The following is an 18,033-nucleotide window of genomic DNA, read 5'->3' on the forward strand; positions in this document are numbered from 1 at the left end:
AGAGGAAGAAGACGCCGCATGGATCTCGTGACCCTCCTCGACGAGGCCGGCGCCGCGATCGGCACCGCGCCCAAGGACGACGTCCATACGGCGGCGACGCCGTTGCACCTCGCCTTCTCCTGTTACGTCCTCGATCACGAGGGCCGAGTGCTGATCACCCGCAGAGCTCTGTCGAAGCGCACTTGGCCCGGGGTCTGGACCAACAGCTTCTGCGGTCACCCGCGTCCCGGTGAAGACATGATCGAGGCAGTCGTCCGCCGCGGCACCGAAGAGATCGGAGCCCGCCCCCGCGATGTGAACGTCGTGCTCCCGCTCTTCCGCTACCGCGCCGTCGACGCCAGCGGAATCGTCGAGCACGAGATCTGCCCTGTGCACGTCGCGCGGATCGACGGCGCCGTCGTACCGGACCCATCGGAGGTCATGGAGTTCATCTGGGTGTTGCCTGACCGCCTCGGCTCGGCGGTCGAGAACGCGCCCTTCGCATTCAGTCCCTGGTTGCGCGAGCAGTTGCCGCTCCTGCGCCACGAGGGGAGGATCTGAGAATGACCACCACCCTGGTCAGGGAGGACCTGCACGCCCGGATCGAATCACGCGTGCAGCGGGTCTTCGATGATCGCGCCGCGCGATCATCGCCCTACGGGACGGAATACACCGCGCTCTGGGCGGCCGCGGCCGCGAGTGCACGGGGAGGGAAGCTACTCCGTCCGCGACTCCTCGTCGAGATGCACGCCGCGTTGCGCGATGATCGAAGCGCACGCTCCCCCATCGACGGCGACACCGTGGTCGAGATCGCCGCAGCGATCGAGATCCTGCACTATGCCTTCCTCCTGCATGACGACGTCATCGACGGCGATCTGCATCGCCGCGGCCAGCCGAATCTCATCGGCCTGCTGCGTGACGCCCGCCCAGACCTCGGTGCGAAGGCGGCTCACCACTGGGGCACCACCGGCGCGATCCTCATGGGCGATCTGCTGCTCTCGACGGTGCACCAGATGTTCGCGCGGGTGGATGCGGATCAGGTCACGCGAAGCCGACTGCTCGATCTGCTGGATCACACGATCACCGAGACCGTCGCCGGCGAGTATGCGGACGTCGCGCTGAGCGATCGTGCGATCGCACCGGATCTGCAGACGATCCTGACGATGACCGCGCAGAAGACCGCGACCTACACCTTCGAGTTCCCCCTCCGCGTGGCCGCGGTCGCCGCCGGTGCGCATGGTGACGCCGAGGCCGCCCTCGCCGTGGTCGGACAGCATCTCGGAGCCGCCTTCCAGCTCCAGGACGACGCCCTGTCGGTGTTCGGCGACGCCGCGGAGCACGGGAAGGAACCGTACTCCGACCTCAGGGAGGGGAAGGAGACCGCGCTGATCGCGTACGCACGCCTGACCAGCGCGTGGAACGCGATCCAGCCGCGGTTCGGTGATGCCGGCCTCACGGCGCAGGACGGCGCGGAGATCAGCGACCACCTGCGGCGGTGCGGCGCCGATTCCTACGTCCGGCACCTCATCGATGGGCGGATCGCCGCGGCGCGGTCAGCCATCGTGGATGAAGCCGCCCCTCTGCCGACAGCGGCGCGGCAGACGCTGACGACGCTGACCGATCGCATCGAGGGGCGTCTGTCGTGAATGCGCCGTCGCCCCCGGACCGCACCCCGGCGCTCACCCGGTTCACGCGCACGGCCGAGAGCGCATCGACAGATGTGATCCGCGCCTATTCGACGTCCTTCGGTCTCGCCACGCGTCTGCTCGGCCGACGCCATCGTCAGCACATCCGCAACGTCTACGCCATGGTGCGCATCGCCGACGAGATCGTCGACGGCGTCGCCGGCGAGGCCGGCCTCGATGCCGATGCCCAGCGCGCCGCGTTGGATGCCTACGCCGACGAAACCCATCGAGCCATGCGGACGGGATACAGCAGCAACATCGTGGTCCACGCCTTCGCGCGCACCGCGAGCCGATGCGGCATCGGCACGGATCTGACGGAACCGTTCTTCGCCTCGATGCGCACCGACGCGACAGGCGCGGCCGGGGCGGATGATGCGGTGCACGTCTATGACGCCGACGCGCACGACCGCTACGTCTACGGCTCGGCCGAGGTCGTCGGACTCATGTGCCTCCGGGTCTTCCTGCAGGATTCCGATCCGTCCAATGAGCAGCGGGATCGGCTGGAATCCGGTGCACGCCAACTCGGCGCCGCCTTCCAGAACGTGAACTTCCTCCGCGACCTCGGCGACGACACCGATCGACTCCAGCGCGGCTACCTCAGCACCGAGCGCCTGACCGACGCTGGTCGGGACGAGTGGGTCCGCGTGGTCCGGACGCAGCTGGATGACGCGCGCGCTGCCATCCAGCTCCTGCCGCGCGACGCGCGCGCCGCGGTCCGCAGCGCGCTGTCGCTGTTCGACGCCCTCGCCGACCGTGTCGGCCGCACTCCCGCCGCAGAGCTCTACGAACGCCGCATCCGCGTTCCCGATCCCGTCAAACTCGCGCTCACCGCGCGCGCAGTCCTCGTGACCTGGCTGGGGCCTCGGCGATGAGCCGGGCGATCGTCATCGGCGGCGGGATCGCAGGGCTGGCCACGGCCGGGCTGCTGGCGCGGGAGGGATATCGGGTCACCGTGCTGGAACGCAACGACCGGACCGGCGGCCGCGCCGGCACGCTCACCAAGGACGGGTTCCGCTTCGACACCGGGCCGTCCTGGTACCTCATGCCCGGCGTGTTCGACCACTTCTTCGAGTTGATGGGGACCACCACCGCGGAGCAACTCGATCTCGTCCACCTGGACCCGGCCTACCGGGTCTTCTCCGAGCCGGCAGCGGGCAGCACGTCCTCGGCCGTCACCGTGCCCGCGGGAGCCGCACGCGTGCGTGCGCTCTTCGAGCAGCTGGAGCCTGGGTCCGGTGCTCAACTCGACGACTACCTGGCCTCCGCGTCCGAGGCCAACGACATGGCGGTGCGACGCTTCCTGTACAACCCCTTCACCCGTCTGTCCGAGCTGGCGACTCCGGATGTCCTGCGCCGGCTGCCACGGCTGGCCATGCTTCTCACGCGCCGGCTCGATGCCTTCGCGGCCCGGCGATTCCGGCATCCTGTGATCCGTCAGATCCTCGGCTACCCCGCCGTCTTCCTCGGAACGGACCCTCGACGGGCGCCGGCCATGTACCACCTGATGAGCACGCTCGATCTCGATGAGGGCGTGCAGTACCCGCGGGGCGGGTTCTGGGGTGTCGCCGAGCGCATCCGCGCGCTGGCGGAGGAGGCCGGCGCCGATGTCGTCCTGGATGCCGAGGTGACCGCGATCCTCACCGAGCCGTCCGCCGGTAGGGAGCGCGCGTACGGCGTGCGCTGGCGCGACGCGTCCGGCGCCGAACATCTCGAGCTCGCGGACATCGTGGTGTCCGGAGCCGACCTGCATCACACCGAGACCGCGCTGCTGCCCGAGCGTCTCCAGACCTATCCCGCGCGCTGGTGGCGTCGCCGCACGAGTGGACCGGGGGCCGTCATCGTCATGATCGGCGTTCGCGGATCGCTGCCCGAACTCCCCCACCACTCTCTGTTCTTCGCCCGGGACTGGGACACGAACTTCGACGCGATCTTCGGCTCCTCGCCACGTCTCCCCGATCCGGCGTCGCTGTACGTCTGCAAGCCGTCGGCCACCGACCCCGACGTCGCACCGGACGGGCACGAGAACCTCTTCGTGCTGATCCCCGTACCCGCGGACGTGGAGATCGGGTCTGGCGGGTCGGACGGGACCGGCTCGGCGCTCGTCGAGCGCGCCGCGGATGCCGCGATCGATGCGATCTCCCGGTGGGCGGGGATCGAGGACCTTCGCGACCGCATCGTCGTGCGCGAGACCCTCGGCCCGGACGACTTCGCCCGCGACTATCACTCCTGGCGGGGCGGGATGCTGGGCCCTGCGCACATCCTCTCGCAGAGCGCGATGTTCCGGGCTCAGAACGCATCGCGCACGGTCGACGGTCTCTACTACGCCGGCGCGACGACCGCGCCGGGCGTCGGCGTGCCCATGTGCCTGATCAGCGCCGAGCTCGTGCTGAAGCGGATACGCGGCGATCACAGCACGGGTCCCACCTCGCCGCGGGCCGCCGCCGTCACCCGGAAGACGAGCTGATGGGCGTCGTCTATCTCCTCGCGCTGCTCGCGAGCCTCGGGTGCATGCTCCTCATCGACCGCCGATTCCGGCTGTTCTTCTGGCGCGATGCCCGTTCAGCGATCGCCGTCACGCTCATCGGCCTGGCTTTCTTCCTCCTCTGGGATGCCGCAGGAATCTGGCTGGGCATCTTCTTCCGCGGCGGGAGTGCGCTCGCCACCGGCATCCTGCTCGCCCCTGAGCTGCCGATCGAGGAGCCGGTGTTCCTCGTCTTCCTGGTGGTGTGCACCATGGTCCTGTACACAGGGGCGGCGCGTGTCCTCGAGCATCGACGACGTCAGGAGGCCTCGTGACGTACTCCGTACTCGCCGTCGCCTTCCTCGCGCTAGCAGCGGCCGGCGCCTTGGCGGCGGCGCTCGTCGCCCGGCGCCGACCGGATCTCGGCGCCGTCGGGGTCGCGCTGGCGGCCCTCCTGCTGCTGACGGCGGTGTTCGACACGATCATGATCGGCGCCGGTTTCTTCACCTACGCCGATGCGCACCTCCTGGGCGCACGGATCGGGCTCGCGCCGATCGAGGACTTCGCGTATCCGCTCGCCGGCGTAATCCTGCTTCCGGCGATCTGGACGCTGCTGCGCACTCGCCGATCACGGGCGGCCGGAGCCAGAAGGGCCGATCGGTGAGCACGATCCGCACGCTTCTGCTGGCCTCCCGTCCGATCAGCTGGATCAACACCGCGTTCCCGTTCGGCGCGGCATACCTGCTGACCACCCGCGAGATCGATCTCGTGTTCGTCGTGGGTGTGCTGTACTTCCTCGTCCCGTACAACCTCGCCATGTACGGCATCAACGACGTGTTCGACTACGCATCCGATCTGGCGAACCCCCGCAAGGGGGGAATCGAGGGAGCCCTGCTGCCGCCGGGGCTGCACCGCGCGACCCTGTGGACGGCGGCCGCGACCAACGCACCCTTCCTCCTGTTCCTCTTCGCAGTGGGGAACGCCGCGTCGGCGGCCTGGCTCGTCGTGAGCGTCTTCGCCGTGATCGCCTACTCCGCGCCGCCGATGCGCTTCAAGGAACGACCGGTGCTCGACTCGATCACCTCGAGCACCCACTTCGTCAGCCCTGCGCTCGTCGGGCTCGCGATCGCCGGCGCCGCCGTATCGGCCGACACCGTGCTCCTCATACTCGCGTTCTTCCTCTGGGGCATGGCCGCTCACGCGTTCGGCGCCGTCCAGGACATCCTCCCCGATCGGCAGGCGGGGATCGGCTCGATCGCCACGGCGCTCGGCGCCCGGATCACGGTTCGACTGTCGATCATCGTGTGGGCGGTCGCCGGCGCGGTCGTCCTGCCGACGGGCTGGCCCGGCGCGTGGTCCGCCGTGCTCGTGATCCCGTACATCGTCAACGCGGCACCGTGGTGGAACGTGACGGAGGACACCGCGGCATCCACCAACCGCGCCTGGCGGCGTTTCATCGCTCTGAACTACGCGGCCGGCTTCCTCGCCACCCTCATCCTCATCCTCGCCTGGCTGGGCTGACGCCACCCGACGTCCCCACACCGACGACTCCTGCGAAAGGCTCTCATGTCCCGCTCCACCGCCCCCGTACCGCCGACCCGCACCCGGGTCCGCAAGCACTCCTGGGCGCGCGTGCTCCTTCCCGTCGCGCTGATCCTGATCTGGCTCGTCGGCGCGTCGCTGGGTGGCCCGCTCTTCGGCAAGGTCGACGAGGTCTCGTCGAACGACCAGACCAGCTATCTGCCGGAGAGCGCGGACGCAACGACGGTGCAGGAGCTTCTCGGTGAGTTCAACGACACCGATGCGATCCCGGCCATCGCCGTCTTCGTCGGCGATGCGGAGCTCACCGACTCGGACGTCGAGCAGATCTCGGATGCCGTGGCCGCAGCGTCGGACGTCGAAGGCATCGGCGAGGACGTCTCCCCGGCGCTGGTGTCCGACGACGGGCTCGCCGCCCAGGCGTTCATCCCCGTGCTCAGCGATGCCGATCTCGGCGACACCGTCACCGCGCTCGAGACCGAGTTGCAGAAGGAGTCGCCGCCCGGCGTCACGGTCTACGTCACGGGGCCGGCCGGCTTCAGCGCGGATCTCGTCGCCGGCTTCGCGGGCATCGACGGACTGCTGCTGGGCGTCGCGCTGCTCGCCGTTCTCGTGATCCTCGTGCTCGTGTACCGCTCGTTCCTGCTGCCTGTCGTCGTGCTCGCGACGAGCCTGTTCGCGCTGTGCGTCGCGCTGCTCGTGGTCTGGTGGCTCGCGAAGGCGGAGATCCTGCTGCTGAGCGGTCAGACCCAGGGGATCCTGTTCATCCTCGTGATCGGAGCGGCCACCGACTACGCCCTGCTGTTCGTGGCGCGGTTCCGCGAGGAGCTCCGCTCGACCAAGGACACCGGCACCGCGGTGCTGCAGGCCTGGAAGGGGTCCTTCGAACCGATCCTCGCCTCCGGCGGAACCGTGATCGCCGGGCTCCTGTGCCTGCTGCTGAGCGATCTGAAATCGAACAGCACCCTGGGACCGGTCGCCTCGATCGGCATCGTGTTCGCGATGCTCTCGGCGCTCACGCTCCTGCCGTCGCTGCTGCTGCTGTTCGGGCGCGCGGCGTTCTGGCCGCGGCGCCCTTCGTTCGAGCCCGATGTGGTGGCCGCCGAGAACGGCATGCCCCGCACGGGTCTCTGGGTGCGCCTCGCCGGACTCATCAGCCGTCGCCCCCGTGTCATCTGGATCGTCACGACGCTCGTCCTGCTCGTCGGCGCGCTCGGGGTGAGCCAGCTGAACGCCTCCGGCGTCCCCCAGTCCGACCTCGTGCTCGGCTCCTCCCAGGCGCGCGAGGGTCAGGATGTGCTCGGCGAGCATTTCCCCGGTGGATCCGGCAGCCCGGCGTACGTGATCGTCGCGGAGGATTCGCTGCAGGATGCCGCAGATGTCCTCCTCTCGAACGACGGCGTCGAATCGGTGTCCGTGACATCAGCGGATTCTCCCAGCGGTTCAGCCCCGGTCACCGAAGACGGCATCCAGGCCGTCGGCGCCCCGGGCACTCCGGTCCCCACCCCGACGACGGTCGACGGCGATGTCCTGCTGCAGGCGACGCTTTCGGATGCCGCGGACTCGGATGCCGCGGCATCCACCGTCCGAGAGCTGCGCACCGAGCTCGACGACATGGACGCCCTCGTCGGCGGCGTGACCGCGACGGCGATCGACACGAATGACGCCTCGATCCACGACCGCAACCTCATCATCCCTGTGATCCTCGTGGTGATCATGCTGATCCTCATGCTGCTGCTGCGCTCGATCCTGGCGCCGGTGCTGCTGATCCTCACCACCGTGCTGTCGTTCGGAACGGCGATGGGCGTATCGGCGCTCGTGTTCAACGGGATGTTCGACTTCCCCGGCGCCGACCCGGCCGTACCGCTGTACGGGTTCGTGTTCCTCGTCGCGCTCGGGATCGACTACAACATCTTCCTGATGACGCGCGTGCGGGAGGAGTCGCTGAAGCACGGCACGCGCGACGGCATCCTGCGCGGCCTCGCGATCACCGGCGGTGTGATCACGTCGGCGGGCCTCGTGCTCGCGGCGACGTTCGCCGCACTGTCGGTCATCCCGATCCTGTTCCTCGTGCAGCTCGCGTTCATCGTCGCGTTCGGTGTGCTCCTGGACACGTTCGTCGTGCGCACGCTCCTCGTGCCCGCACTGACGTACGACATCGGTCGGGCGATCTGGTGGCCGTCGAAGCTCAGCCGCGGCGAGCGCTGACGGGCATCAGACCACGGCACGACGACGGGTTCGGGCGCTCCACCGCCCGTCGTCGTGCGCGACGTCGATCGGATGCCGGAACGCCTCCGTGATGATCTCGGAGGTGATCGTCTCGGCGGCGGGCCCGGCGGCGACGACCCGCCCCTCCGCGATGACCATGGCGTGCGTCGTCGACTCCGGCAGCTCCTCGAGGTGATGCGTCACCAGCACCGAGGCCAGGTCTGTGTGCGTGTGGAACAGCGCGTCGATCGTTTCCAGCAGTTGTTCGCGAGCGGCGACGTCCAGCCCCGTCGTCGGCTCGTCGAGCAGCAGGAGCGCAGGGTCCGGCGCCAGCGCCCTCGCGATGAGAGAGCGTCCGCGCTCCCCCTGGGACATCGTGGGCCAGCTGAGGTCAGCCCGTCCGTCGAGACCGACCATGTCGATCAGCATCCCCGCGCGCTCCCGCTCGGCTGCTGTCGGACTCCACCGGAGGGCCTGATCGACAGTCCCGGTGAAGCCCGTGAGCGCGACCTCCAGGGGCGAGAGCGGCATGCGGATCGGATGCCGCGGGTTCACGTGCCCGATGTGCCGGCGCAGCTCCTGCATGTCGACGCGCCCCAGCCGACGCTCCAGCACGTCGACCGTCCCCGAGGTCGGGTGCTCCTGCGCGCCGCAGAAGCCGAGGATCGTGCTCTTGCCCGCACCGTTCGGCCCCAGCAGCGCCCAGTGCTCGCCTCGGCGAACGACGAGATCGATTCCGTGCAGGATCTCCGTGCCGTTGCGCCGGAACGTCACGCCATCCAACCGCAGGACGTCGTCCGTCATCGCAGAGCCTCCTTCAGACGGCGCAGGTGCGCCCTGCTCTCGGACGCAGCGGTCGCCGCATCCTTGGACGAGACGGCGTCGGCGAGCCGCGCATGACGCTCGTGGTCGCCCGGTCCACCGTGGTCGGATCGGAGGCGCAGCATCTCGATCATCGCCTGGCGCAGGCGCGGCGTGAAGCCGTCGAACAGCTCCAGCAGGATCGGATTGTGCGCGGCGACGATGATGCAGCGGTGGAAGGCGGTGTCGGCATCGACGTGCGCCTCGATCCCGTCGGCGTCGTTGTCCCGCGCGGCGAGCGCTCGCCGGATCGCCCGCAGGTCCGCCGCCGTCCGGCGCTCGGCCGCGAGCGCTGCCGCTTCCGCCTCGATCGCGATGCGCGCCTCGATCACGGCGACGATGTCCGCGCGGCGCAGCACGGCATCCCAGTCCTCCGGCGCGTCGAGAGCGGTGACGAACACGCCGGAGCCCTGCCGCGTGGCGAGTACGCCGCGCCCGGCCAGTTGGCGGATCGCCTCCCGTACTGTCGACCGTCCGACGCCGAGCTGCGGCGCGAGCGTCGTCTCGCCCGGCAGCTTCTGTCCGAGCCGCCACTCCCCGGAGCGGATGCGTTCGAGCAGGAGATCGGCAGCCTGGTCTGCGAGCGGGGTGCGCTGGATCCGTGCCATGCCAGCATCCTAACTTGTCAACTTGTCTGAGGAGTTGCTACGGTGTCATCCATGCGCACCGGACTCCTCCTCCTTCTCCGCCGCGGCGAGGTCTAGTCAGACCGGTTCCTCGTCGTGGCGCAGTCGAGCGCCGGTCGATCCGCTTCGATCTCAGAGGAATCCATGTCCCACGCCTTCTCCACGTTGTCCACACCCGCAGGGCCCGTCCCGGACGGTGCACCCTCCTGGAACCGCCAGCGCCGCTCGCAGATGCCGTCGCACCGCTACACGTCGGTGTTCGACCGCGTCGCCGTCCCCCTCGCCGAGCGCACCTGGCCGACCAGGCAGCTGACGCAGGCGCCGTTGTGGGTGCCCGTCGATCTGCGCGATGGCAACCAGGCCCTCGCCGAGCCGATGGACCCGCAGCGCAAACGCCGCTTCTTCGAGCTCCTCGTCGCCATGGGATACAAGGAGATCGAGGTCGGATACCCCTCGGCATCCGCCACCGATTTCGACTTCGTCCGACTGATCGCCGAGACCGACCTCGCTCCGGAGGACGTCACGATCGTCGTGTTCACTGCGGCACGCCGTGACCTCATCGAACGCACGATCGCGTCGATCCGCGGCATCCGCAATCCGGTCGTCATCCACGTGTACACCGCCACAGCGCCGATGTGGCGCGACGTCGTCCTCGGGCGCGGTCGCGATGAGCTGAAGCATCTGATCCTGGACGCCGGACGCGACGTGCTCGAATTCGCCGGGGATCTGCCGCACGTGCGCTTCCAGTTCTCGCCAGAGGTCTTCAACCTCACCGAGCCGGACTACGTCCTCGAGGTGTGCGATGCGATGACGGCGCTGTGGGATGCCGTGCCCGAGCGCCCGGTGATCCTCAACCTCCCGGCGACGGTCGAAGTCGCCACCCCCAACGTGTACGCCGACCAGATCGAGTACATGCACCGCCACCTCGCCCGCCGCGACGGCGTGATCCTGTCCGTCCACCCGCACAACGACCGCGGCACAGGCATCGCATGCGCCGAGCTGGCGGTACTCGCCGGCGCGCAGCGCGTCGAGGGGTGCGTGTTCGGCAACGGCGAGCGCACGGGCAACGTCGACATCGCCACCCTCGCGCTGAACCTGCACGCACAGGGCATCGATCCGATGATCGACTTCTCCGACATCGACGAGATCCGGCGGACTGTCGAGTACTGCAACCGAGTCGACGTGCACCCCCGGCATCCCTATGTCGGCGACCTCGTGCACACGGCGTTCAGCGGGACGCACCAGGATGCGATCCGTAAGGGCCTGGCCGAGCACCGCGCGCGGGCCGCAGCCGAAGGCGTCGCCGCCGCCGATGCGGCCTGGCGGGTGCCCTACCTGCCCGTGGACCCGGCCGACCTCGGCCGCGACTACGACGCGGTGATCCGGGTGAACTCCCAATCCGGCAAGGGCGGCATCGCGTACCTGCTGGAGACCGCGTACGGCCTGGCGCTCCCCCGCCGGATGCAGATCGACTTCGCCCGTCACGTGCAGAAGCGCACCGACGCCGGAGGCGACGAGGTCACGGCCGCGCAGCTCTGGGAGCTGTTCATCGAGACCTACCTGATCGAGCACGAACCGCCCGAGTCCGACGTGCTGTCTCGGTGGGATGCGCGCACGACCGATGGGGAGGCATGGGCGCTCGTCGAGTTCCGTGCGCCTGACAGCATCCGGTGGTGCGCTGTGCGCAGGCCGAAACATCTCGGAAACGCGGACGACGTCGCGACGCAAACCAGGCCGGACAGGATGGAGGCCATCCCGCAGAACTGAATGTCCGTGTGGGTGACACGGACGAGGATGACCGGAGTCGCAATGCCCCTCACCACGCGCACCGTCGCACTCCTGCATCTGCGCACGCGCCGCCCGCACGCCGCCGGGTACCAGGCCGAGCTCGATGCCCTGAACGCGTCGGCGGCGCGGACCGTCATGCGGCTGGGCTGGGAGCCCGTGCTCGTGCCCACGGCCGAGCTGCCGACGGCCGACACGCACGCGGCGGCGCGAGCGGCGGACCTCATCGTCCTGATGGGCGGCGAGGACGTCGATCCGCGACTCTACGGCGTGCGCGTCGACTATCCCGGTTCCGGGCACCACGAGCCGCGCACGGACAGTACGCACATCGCCGTCGTCCTCGAAGCGATGCAGCACCACAAGCCGGTGCTCGGGATCTGCCGGGGGATGCAGGTGATCAACGTCGCTCTCGGCGGGACGCTCGTGCAGCATCTGCCCACGGTCGAACGTCACCGCGGCGCAGCCGGATCCGATCCGTTCGTGCGGACCGCCGTGCGGATCGAGTCCGAGACGGACCTGGATGCCGATGTCGATGTGGCGCAGACGGTGCGATGCACGCATCATCAGGCTGTCGACGCGCTCGGCACCGGGTTGCGTGTCGCCGCGCATGCCGCGGACGGCGTCATCGAGGCGGTGGTGCACGAGTCGGCGCCGCTCACCGGAGTGCAGTGGCATCCGGAGCATCCCGCGACCGCCGACGCGCAGCTCGCTCCGCTGCTGCGGAGACTCGAACGGCAGGCGGAGAGCATGCCGGCACGAGCAGGTCGCTGAGCGAGAGCCTGCGATAACGTTCAGGAATGCAACACAGACGCCGCTCCGACACATGAACGCGGTCGATATCGTCGGCACGATCGGCGAGCTGATCTCGTGGATCGGCCTCATCGCCGGATTGCCCCTGGTGATCATCGGACTCATGATCCGAGTGGCGGAGGGACCCTATGCGCCCGTGAGCGTGACGATCGTCGACGGGATCGACGACCGTCAGTTCGCCCTCTGGAGCACGGACGGCCGCACCTGCTCCCGGGTGCTGAGTCCGCACGAGCAGACGACGCGATCCGACAACGCGTCGGTCACCGGCTACGTGTCCACGCGGGATCCGGAGCGCATGCGACTCGATCGGCGCTCTCCCGCCGTGCGGATCTGCTTCGTGCTCGCAGGCGTCATGCTGGGGGCGGCCGTGATCGGTTTCATCGCCTCGCTCCTGCCGCTCATGGTCTGAGACCGCAGTGCTTGGCGCGTTAGTTCCTGGTTTCTCACGTTCATGCATGTTCATGCTCTAGCCTGAGAGCATGCTCACGACTCGCCCAGGCATCGACGTTCCCGACCACCGCGGCCGCGTCGGCCTCGACCAGCAAGGACGTTCGCTCGACGGCAATCCGGATGTCGCCGTCCGCGATGTCGAACTCGTCTCCGATGGCTGGCACGTGCTGCGCCGGACCACGCTCGACTACCGTCGGCGCGACGGGAGCTGGTCGACGCTCCAGCGCGAGACCTATGATCGCGGCGACGGGGCGACGATCCTGCTCCACGACGATGCCCGATCCACCGTCCTCCTGACACGGCAGTTCCGCTACCCCGCATACGTCAACGATCACCCGGATGGCATGCTCGTCGAGACGGCCGCCGGGCTGCTGGACGACGACGATCCGGTGACCGCGATCCGGCGAGAAGTCGCCGAGGAGCTCGGTGTCGAGGTCGGACCCGTCACGCACGTCTTCACGGCCTACATGAGCCCCGGATCGGTCACCGAGAAGGTGCACTTCTACGCGGCACCGTATGGTCCCGGCGATCGGATCGGCGCCGGCGGCGGTGTCGCCTCGGAAGGCGAGGACATCGAGGTCGTCGAACTGGCGATCGACGACGCTCTCGCGATGATCCGCGACGGGCGCATCGTCGACGGCAAGACGATCATGCTGCTCCAGTGGTGGGCGCTCGAGCGGTCGCCTCGGCATCCGGTCCTCCTCTGAGCGGTCGCGCCCGCGAGCGCAAGCCCCTCCCGTTCCCGTCGCACCGAGCACTAACTTGGTCGGCGATCGTCACGGAGAGGGGACGGACATGCCAGCCGACCACATCGAGCACGCGTCGATGCGCACCGCCTTCTGGGCATGGACGGTGATCATCGTCGGTGGTCTCGCGATCATGATCTGCCTTCCGCTGGTGGGGAGGTGAGCTCGATGCGCTATCTCCGCAGCACGAGCCTCAGTCTCGCCTTCCTCCTGATCTTCGTGCTCGCACTGATCGGCCAGTCCGTGACCGGGTTCCTGTACAACAACGAGGAGCTCGTGCAGCACGGCCGGCCGACGATCTCCTACGGCGAGTTCATCACCTCATCCGAGTTCATCGTCGATGTCGCCGAGAACTGGCAGTCCGAGTTCCTGCAGTTCTTCCTGTTCATCCTCGCCACCATCTGGCTGATCCAAGTGGGCTCGCCCGAGTCGAAGAAGTCCGGTGACGAGGGCGTCGGGAGCGACGCGGAGCAGCGCACCGGCGTACATGCGGGACCCGACTCGCCCCGCTGGGCGAAGGTGCGCGGCATGCGGCTCTGGCTGTACTCGAACTCCCTGCTGCTGGTGATGGGGTCCGTGTTCGTGCTGTCCTGGCTCGCGCAGTCACTGGCAGGTCATGTGGTGGCGAACGAGGAGAACGCGATGCACGGGCTGCCGCCAGAGAACTGGATCGACTACGTGCTGTCGCCCGAATTCTGGAACCGCACGCTCCAGAACTGGCAATCCGAGTTCCTCGCCGTCGGCGCGATGGTCGCCTTCTCCATCTACCTGCGCCAGCGCGGATCGGGCGAATCGAAGCCGGTCGGTGTGCCGCATCACGTCAGCAGCGTCGAGTCGGACTGAGAGACGCCCTGCCAGCGCATCCCTCGCCAGCGGCCGGCGAACGGTCGACGCCGGGTCATCGACGCGCCGAACCGGGTCTCGGTGCCCCTGGAGGGACTCGAACCCCCAACCGTTTGCTTAGGACGCAACTGCTCTTCCATTGAGCTACAGAGGCTGGCCCGACAAGTCTACCCAGGCTTCGCACCCGTGCCTCACGCCGCGAGGGCGAGGTACGGCTCCCACCGCGGGTCGCTGCGCTCTGTCCCGCGCACGGTCCAGGCGGTGTTGTGCGGAGGGCGCGGCGTGAATCGCAGTTCCCACCCCATCTCCTGCGGCGTGCGGTCGCTCTTGACGTTGTTGCAGCGCAGGCAGCAGGCGACGAGGTTCTCCCAGGAATCCGCTCCCCCGCGTGATCGCGGCAGGATGTGGTCGATCGTCGAAGCCGCCTTGCCGCAGTAGCCGCATCGGTGGTTGTCCCGACGCAGGACTCCGCGTCTGGTCACCGGCACCCTCCTGCTCGACGGCACGCGCACGTAGCGGCTCAGGATGATCACCACCGGACGGTCGAATCTGCCGTGGCTCGCCCAGACGGGATCCCCCTCGACATGCTCTATCACGGTCGCCTTCTCGTTCATCACGAGCACGAGGGCTCGCTTGAAGGACACCACCGCGAGCGGCTCGTAACCGGCATTCAGAACCAGTGTGCGCATCATCTTCCTCTCGATACGCCGGGACGGCTTCCCGGCACTCTCGACTCACACGACGCCGCACGGGCGGAGGAATTCTGCACGCAGGGACGAAAAAAGGCGCCGTCTCTAGAGACAGCGCCTTTCGCGCACGGCTGCACCGTGGCATCCCTGCGGGCAATGCCGAAGCACCAGAAGGCCGAGCGCATCCATGGTTCGGATGCCCGGTATTCGGTCCATCAGCGACTCCCGCCTGTGCGACAACGGGATCAGGCTAACCCATCCACCTGGGTGCGGGCGAAAACACCCGGTGAACGGCGGACGGCGTGTCGACGACGGATCAGGCCGGGGCGCCGTTCGCGTTGAGCCAGCCGATCGGCTCGACGAGGCTGCCGCCGATGCGGACCTCGAAGTGGAGATGGTTCGCGGTCGAGCGCCCGGTGCTGCCCATGAAACCGATGAGCTGGCCGGCCTGGACGGTCTGACCCGGCTGGACCTGGCGCGAACCGTAGATCATGTGACCGTAGAGCGTGGAGACCTGCTGGCCGCCGAGCACGTGGTCGATCACGACGCCGACGCCGTATCCGTAGTAGCTGTCGGTGGAGATGCGGACTGTTCCGGCCGCGGCCGCGTAGAGAGGCGTGCCTGCGTCTCCGACCATGTCGGCGCCGTTGTGGCTGCCGCTGAGCGTGCGGCTCACGTAGTAGCCGCCGCCGACGGGGTTGCGGACCTCTCCGGATCCTGGAGCGACGAGAGCGACACCGGCGGTGCTGTACCCGCCGCCGCCACCACGAGAGGCTGCGGCCTTCGCCGCGGCTTCGGCGCGGGCTGCGGCCGCTTCTTCCGCCTTCTTCTGGGCGATCTCGTCCGGCGTGGTGGCCGAGTAGTTGCCTCGGTCCATCGGAGCGGCGGTTGCTTCGGACGCCACGACGAGCGACTGCGCGTCGTCCATGGCGACCTGCTGCAACGTCGTCGCGACCTCTGTCGTCGGCGTGGTCGACGCGTACGCCGGCAACGCGACGGCGGCGACGAGTGCGCCGACGGCGCCGAAGATGGCGATCGAGCGCAGTGGCTTCTTCACGGACAGCTTTCGCCCGCTTCGACCCGCGCCGCGACGGGCGAGGGTGCGATCTTCAGATGTCTTCTCGGGCGATTCGATGTCTGTGGCCAAGATCAGTGATCCTCCTGCGCCTCGCGCTCGGGTTGCGCTGGCTCGTCGGCACTCTGCTATCGGGGCACGTTTAGCTTCGGGCTTGTGCGATCGTCTCCCGCGAAGACGACGAGCCGATGAGGCGATCTTCGCGGTCATCGCCTACGGGCTTCCTTCGCGGGCGACTTGACCGAGGTTACCGGAAGATAACGATTCTGTCACCCTGTCAACCTGGCAATCCTCCGAAGGCGGATGCCGCGGCATCCGGAACCGCAGCAGATCAGGCCTCGTCGCGCACCAGGAAGATGTGCGAAGCGAGCTCGACAGGGAGCTCGAGTCCTTCGTCGTTGCCGTCCATCTCGATCAGCACGTACCCCTCGTTGTAGCGGTACCGACCGCGCGCACCTGGCACGACACCGGCGTCGCGCAACTGCTGCAGGAGTTCGGGGTCGACCTGCGCCGGCTCCGCGAGGCGACGCACCGTACCCTCGGTGGACTCCTCTGCGGCGTTCAGCTTCTGCACCAGACCGATGACACCCTCATCGAACGTCCGCGCCGGCACGTCGCCGAGTTGATCGAGTCCGGGGATCGGATTGCCGTAGGGCGACTCGGTGGGGTGCCCGAGGAGTTCGACGAGGCGGCGCTCGACCTGCTCGCTCATGACGTGCTCCCAGCGGCACGCCTCTTCGTGGACGTACGCCCAATCCAGACCGATCACATCGGACAGCAGGCGCTCCGCGAGACGGTGCTTGCGCATGACATCGACGGCCTTGCGGCGTCCGGCATCCGTCAGCTCGAGAGTGCGGTCTTCGGAGACCACCACGAGCCCGTCGCGCTCCATGCGCCCGACCGTCTGCGAGACGGTCGGGCCGGAGTGGCCGAGGCGCTCGGAGATGCGCGCGCGCAACGGAACGATGTTCTCCTCCTCGAGTTCGAGGATGGTGCGGAGATACATCTCCGTGGTGTCGATCAGGTCGGTCATCTGGCCCTCCGAAGTTTCTTAGGCAAGCCTACATTCCTGCGCGGACATCAGCGCCGTCATGCGGCGAAACGGCCGAGCACCCCGGGCCTAGAATCGACGCATGGCGATCGAGATTCCCCGTGACCTCCTGCCCGTCGACGGCCGTTTCGGCTGCGGTCCTTCCAAGGTGCGCCCCGCACAGCTGGAAGCGCTGGTCGCCTCGGGCGGCTCGATCCTCGGGACCTCGCACCGACAGGCTCCGGTGAAGAACCTCGTCGGCAGCGTCCGCGAGCAGCTCGCGGCTCTGTTCCGGCTTCCGGAGGGCTACGAGATCATCGTCGGCAACGGCGGCTCGACCGCGTTCTGGGATGCCGCGGCATTCGGCCTGATCCAGAACCGCTCGCAGAATCTCGTCTTCGGCGAGTTCGGCGGGAAGTTCGCCAAGGCCGCCGCCGCCCCGTGGCTGCATGCGCCGGACGTCCGCAGCGCCGAGCCAGGATCGCGCGCCTCCGCCGAGATCGTCGACGGCATCGACGTGTACGCGTGGCCGCACAACGAGACCTCCACTGGTGTCGCCGCCCCCGTCGAGCGCATCGCCGCGGACGGCGCCCTCACCGTGATCGACGCGACGAGCGCCGCCGGCGGCATCGATTTCGACGTGACGCAGGCCGACGTGTACTACTTCGCGCCGCAGAAGAACCTCGGGTCGGACGGCGGCCTGTGGTTCGCCGCCGTCTCGCCCGCCGCGATCGAGCGGATCGAGCGCATCGCGGCATCCGATCGCTACATCCCCGAGTTCCTGAGTCTGAAGAACGCCGTCGACAACTCGCGTCTGAACCAGACGCTGAACACCCCGGCGCTGACGACGCTGCTCCTGCTCGACGACCAGCTGCGCTGGATCAACGGCAACGGAGGCCTCGCCTGGGCCGGGGCGCGCACCGCGGAGTCCTCCCAGGTTCTGTACGACTGGGCCGAGGCATCGGATGTCGCGACGCCGTATGTCGCCGATGCGGCGCACCGCTCCCCCGTGGTCGCGACGATCGACTTCGACGACAGCATCGACGCGGCTGCGATCGCCAAGACCCTGCGCGCAAACGGCATCGTCGACACCGAGCCGTATCGCAAGCTCGGCCGCAACCAGCTGCGCATCGCGACCTTCGTCTCGATCGAGCCGGAGGACGTGCGCCAGCTCATCCGATCGATCGACTACGTGCTCGCGAACTCCGAGGCGTAGGCCCCGCAACCAGAACTGCCCCGCATCTCC

The 18,033-nt window shown here is 68.5% G+C and carries 19 protein-coding genes and 1 tRNA gene; 14 read left to right on the top strand and 6 right to left on the bottom strand.

Annotation, left to right across the window (positions count from 1 at the left end; translation table 11 throughout):
- Positions 1 to 18 precede the first annotated feature (18 nt).
- From idi to M2317_RS03490, 8 genes are read left to right on the top strand one after another with little or no spacing between them, the layout of a single operon-like run.
- On the top strand, positions 19 to 540 hold the full coding sequence (gene idi / locus M2317_RS03455; RefSeq protein ID WP_429457325.1) for an isopentenyl-diphosphate Delta-isomerase: 522 nt from the start codon (positions 19 to 21) through the stop codon (positions 538 to 540).
- A 2-nt stretch (positions 541 to 542) separates the two neighbouring features.
- A complete protein-coding gene (locus M2317_RS03460) occupies positions 543 to 1,625 on the top strand; it encodes a polyprenyl synthetase family protein (RefSeq protein WP_429457327.1) in 1,083 nt (360 codons plus the stop codon).
- On the top strand, positions 1,622 to 2,536 hold the full coding sequence (locus M2317_RS03465) for a phytoene/squalene synthase family protein (RefSeq protein ID WP_429457329.1): 915 nt from the start codon (positions 1,622 to 1,624) through the stop codon (positions 2,534 to 2,536). Before M2317_RS03460 ends, M2317_RS03465 begins: the two co-directional genes overlap by 4 nt.
- A complete protein-coding gene (gene crtI, locus M2317_RS03470) occupies positions 2,533 to 4,128 on the top strand; it encodes a phytoene desaturase family protein (protein ID WP_429457330.1) in 1,596 nt (531 codons plus the stop codon). The genes M2317_RS03465 and crtI overlap by 4 nt, the downstream gene beginning before the upstream one ends.
- Positions 4,128 to 4,460 (top strand): lycopene cyclase domain-containing protein, encoded by a 333-nt coding sequence (locus M2317_RS03475; protein ID WP_429457331.1) that lies wholly within the window; start codon positions 4,128 to 4,130, stop codon positions 4,458 to 4,460. The genes crtI and M2317_RS03475 overlap by 1 nt, the downstream gene beginning before the upstream one ends.
- A complete protein-coding gene (locus M2317_RS03480; RefSeq protein WP_429457333.1) occupies positions 4,457 to 4,789 on the top strand; it encodes a lycopene cyclase domain-containing protein in 333 nt (110 codons plus the stop codon). Before M2317_RS03475 ends, M2317_RS03480 begins: the two co-directional genes overlap by 4 nt.
- Positions 4,786 to 5,646, top strand: a complete 861-nt coding sequence (locus M2317_RS03485; protein WP_429457335.1) for a prenyltransferase — start codon at positions 4,786 to 4,788, stop codon at positions 5,644 to 5,646. Before M2317_RS03480 ends, M2317_RS03485 begins: the two co-directional genes overlap by 4 nt.
- A gap of 45 nt (positions 5,647 to 5,691) precedes the next feature.
- The gene (locus M2317_RS03490; RefSeq protein ID WP_429457337.1) at positions 5,692 to 7,872 is read left to right on the top strand and encodes an MMPL family transporter; all 2,181 of its coding nucleotides are present in this window, start codon (positions 5,692 to 5,694) and stop codon (positions 7,870 to 7,872) included.
- A 6-nt stretch (positions 7,873 to 7,878) separates the two neighbouring features.
- Here M2317_RS03490 and M2317_RS03495 read toward each other — a convergent pair whose 3' ends face one another.
- Both M2317_RS03495 and M2317_RS03500 read right to left on the bottom strand, forming a co-directional pair.
- The gene (locus M2317_RS03495) at positions 7,879 to 8,676 is read right to left on the bottom strand and encodes an ABC transporter ATP-binding protein (RefSeq protein ID WP_429457339.1); all 798 of its coding nucleotides are present in this window, start codon (positions 8,674 to 8,676) and stop codon (positions 7,879 to 7,881) included.
- The gene (locus tag M2317_RS03500; RefSeq protein ID WP_429457341.1) at positions 8,673 to 9,341 is read right to left on the bottom strand and encodes a FadR/GntR family transcriptional regulator; all 669 of its coding nucleotides are present in this window, start codon (positions 9,339 to 9,341) and stop codon (positions 8,673 to 8,675) included. Before M2317_RS03500 ends, M2317_RS03495 begins: the two co-directional genes overlap by 4 nt.
- 162 nt (positions 9,342 to 9,503) lie before the next feature.
- Between M2317_RS03500 and M2317_RS03505 the strand changes: the two genes are divergently transcribed.
- From M2317_RS03505 to M2317_RS03525, 5 genes are all read left to right on the top strand, one after another.
- A complete protein-coding gene (locus M2317_RS03505) occupies positions 9,504 to 11,126 on the top strand; it encodes a 2-isopropylmalate synthase (protein ID WP_429457342.1) in 1,623 nt (540 codons plus the stop codon).
- 42 nt (positions 11,127 to 11,168) lie between these two features.
- Positions 11,169 to 11,915 carry a gamma-glutamyl-gamma-aminobutyrate hydrolase family protein gene (locus tag M2317_RS03510; protein WP_429457344.1) on the top strand — a complete coding sequence of 249 codons (747 nt, stop codon included), beginning with the start codon at positions 11,169 to 11,171 and terminating at the stop codon, positions 11,913 to 11,915.
- 52 nt (positions 11,916 to 11,967) lie between these two features.
- Positions 11,968 to 12,363, top strand: a complete 396-nt coding sequence (locus M2317_RS03515) for a hypothetical protein (protein WP_429457346.1) — start codon at positions 11,968 to 11,970, stop codon at positions 12,361 to 12,363.
- 70 nt (positions 12,364 to 12,433) lie between these two features.
- Positions 12,434 to 13,111, top strand: a complete 678-nt coding sequence (locus M2317_RS03520) for an NUDIX domain-containing protein (protein ID WP_429457348.1) — start codon at positions 12,434 to 12,436, stop codon at positions 13,109 to 13,111.
- A gap of 207 nt (positions 13,112 to 13,318) precedes the next feature.
- Positions 13,319 to 13,993, top strand: coding sequence for a DUF6766 family protein (locus M2317_RS03525; protein ID WP_429457350.1), 675 nt, complete (start codon positions 13,319 to 13,321; stop codon positions 13,991 to 13,993).
- Between the two features lie 82 nt (positions 13,994 to 14,075).
- Here M2317_RS03525 and M2317_RS03530 read toward each other — a convergent pair.
- The 4 genes from M2317_RS03530 to M2317_RS03545 all read right to left on the bottom strand — a co-directional run bounded on the left by M2317_RS03530 (position 14,076) and on the right by M2317_RS03545 (position 16,790).
- A tRNA-Arg gene (locus M2317_RS03530) sits at positions 14,076 to 14,147 on the bottom strand.
- Positions 14,148 to 14,184: 37 nt separating this feature from the next.
- Complete coding sequence (locus M2317_RS03535) at positions 14,185 to 14,682, bottom strand: HNH endonuclease (RefSeq protein ID WP_406249363.1); 498 nt, start codon at positions 14,680 to 14,682, stop codon at positions 14,185 to 14,187.
- A 316-nt stretch (positions 14,683 to 14,998) separates the two neighbouring features.
- Positions 14,999 to 15,739, bottom strand: coding sequence for a M23 family metallopeptidase (locus M2317_RS03540; protein WP_429457352.1), 741 nt, complete (start codon positions 15,737 to 15,739; stop codon positions 14,999 to 15,001).
- Between the two features lie 349 nt (positions 15,740 to 16,088).
- Complete coding sequence (locus M2317_RS03545; protein ID WP_429457354.1) at positions 16,089 to 16,790, bottom strand: metal-dependent transcriptional regulator; 702 nt, start codon at positions 16,788 to 16,790, stop codon at positions 16,089 to 16,091.
- Positions 16,791 to 16,890: 100 nt separating this feature from the next.
- Here M2317_RS03545 and serC point away from each other — a divergent pair, with 100 nt between their 5' ends.
- Complete coding sequence (gene serC / locus M2317_RS03550; protein WP_429457356.1) at positions 16,891 to 18,003, top strand: phosphoserine transaminase; 1,113 nt, start codon at positions 16,891 to 16,893, stop codon at positions 18,001 to 18,003.
- Positions 18,004 to 18,033: the final 30 nt, after the last annotated feature.

The organism is Microbacterium sp. ZKA21, from assembly GCF_050434165.1.
Taxonomy (GTDB): domain Bacteria; phylum Actinomycetota; class Actinomycetes; order Actinomycetales; family Microbacteriaceae; genus Microbacterium.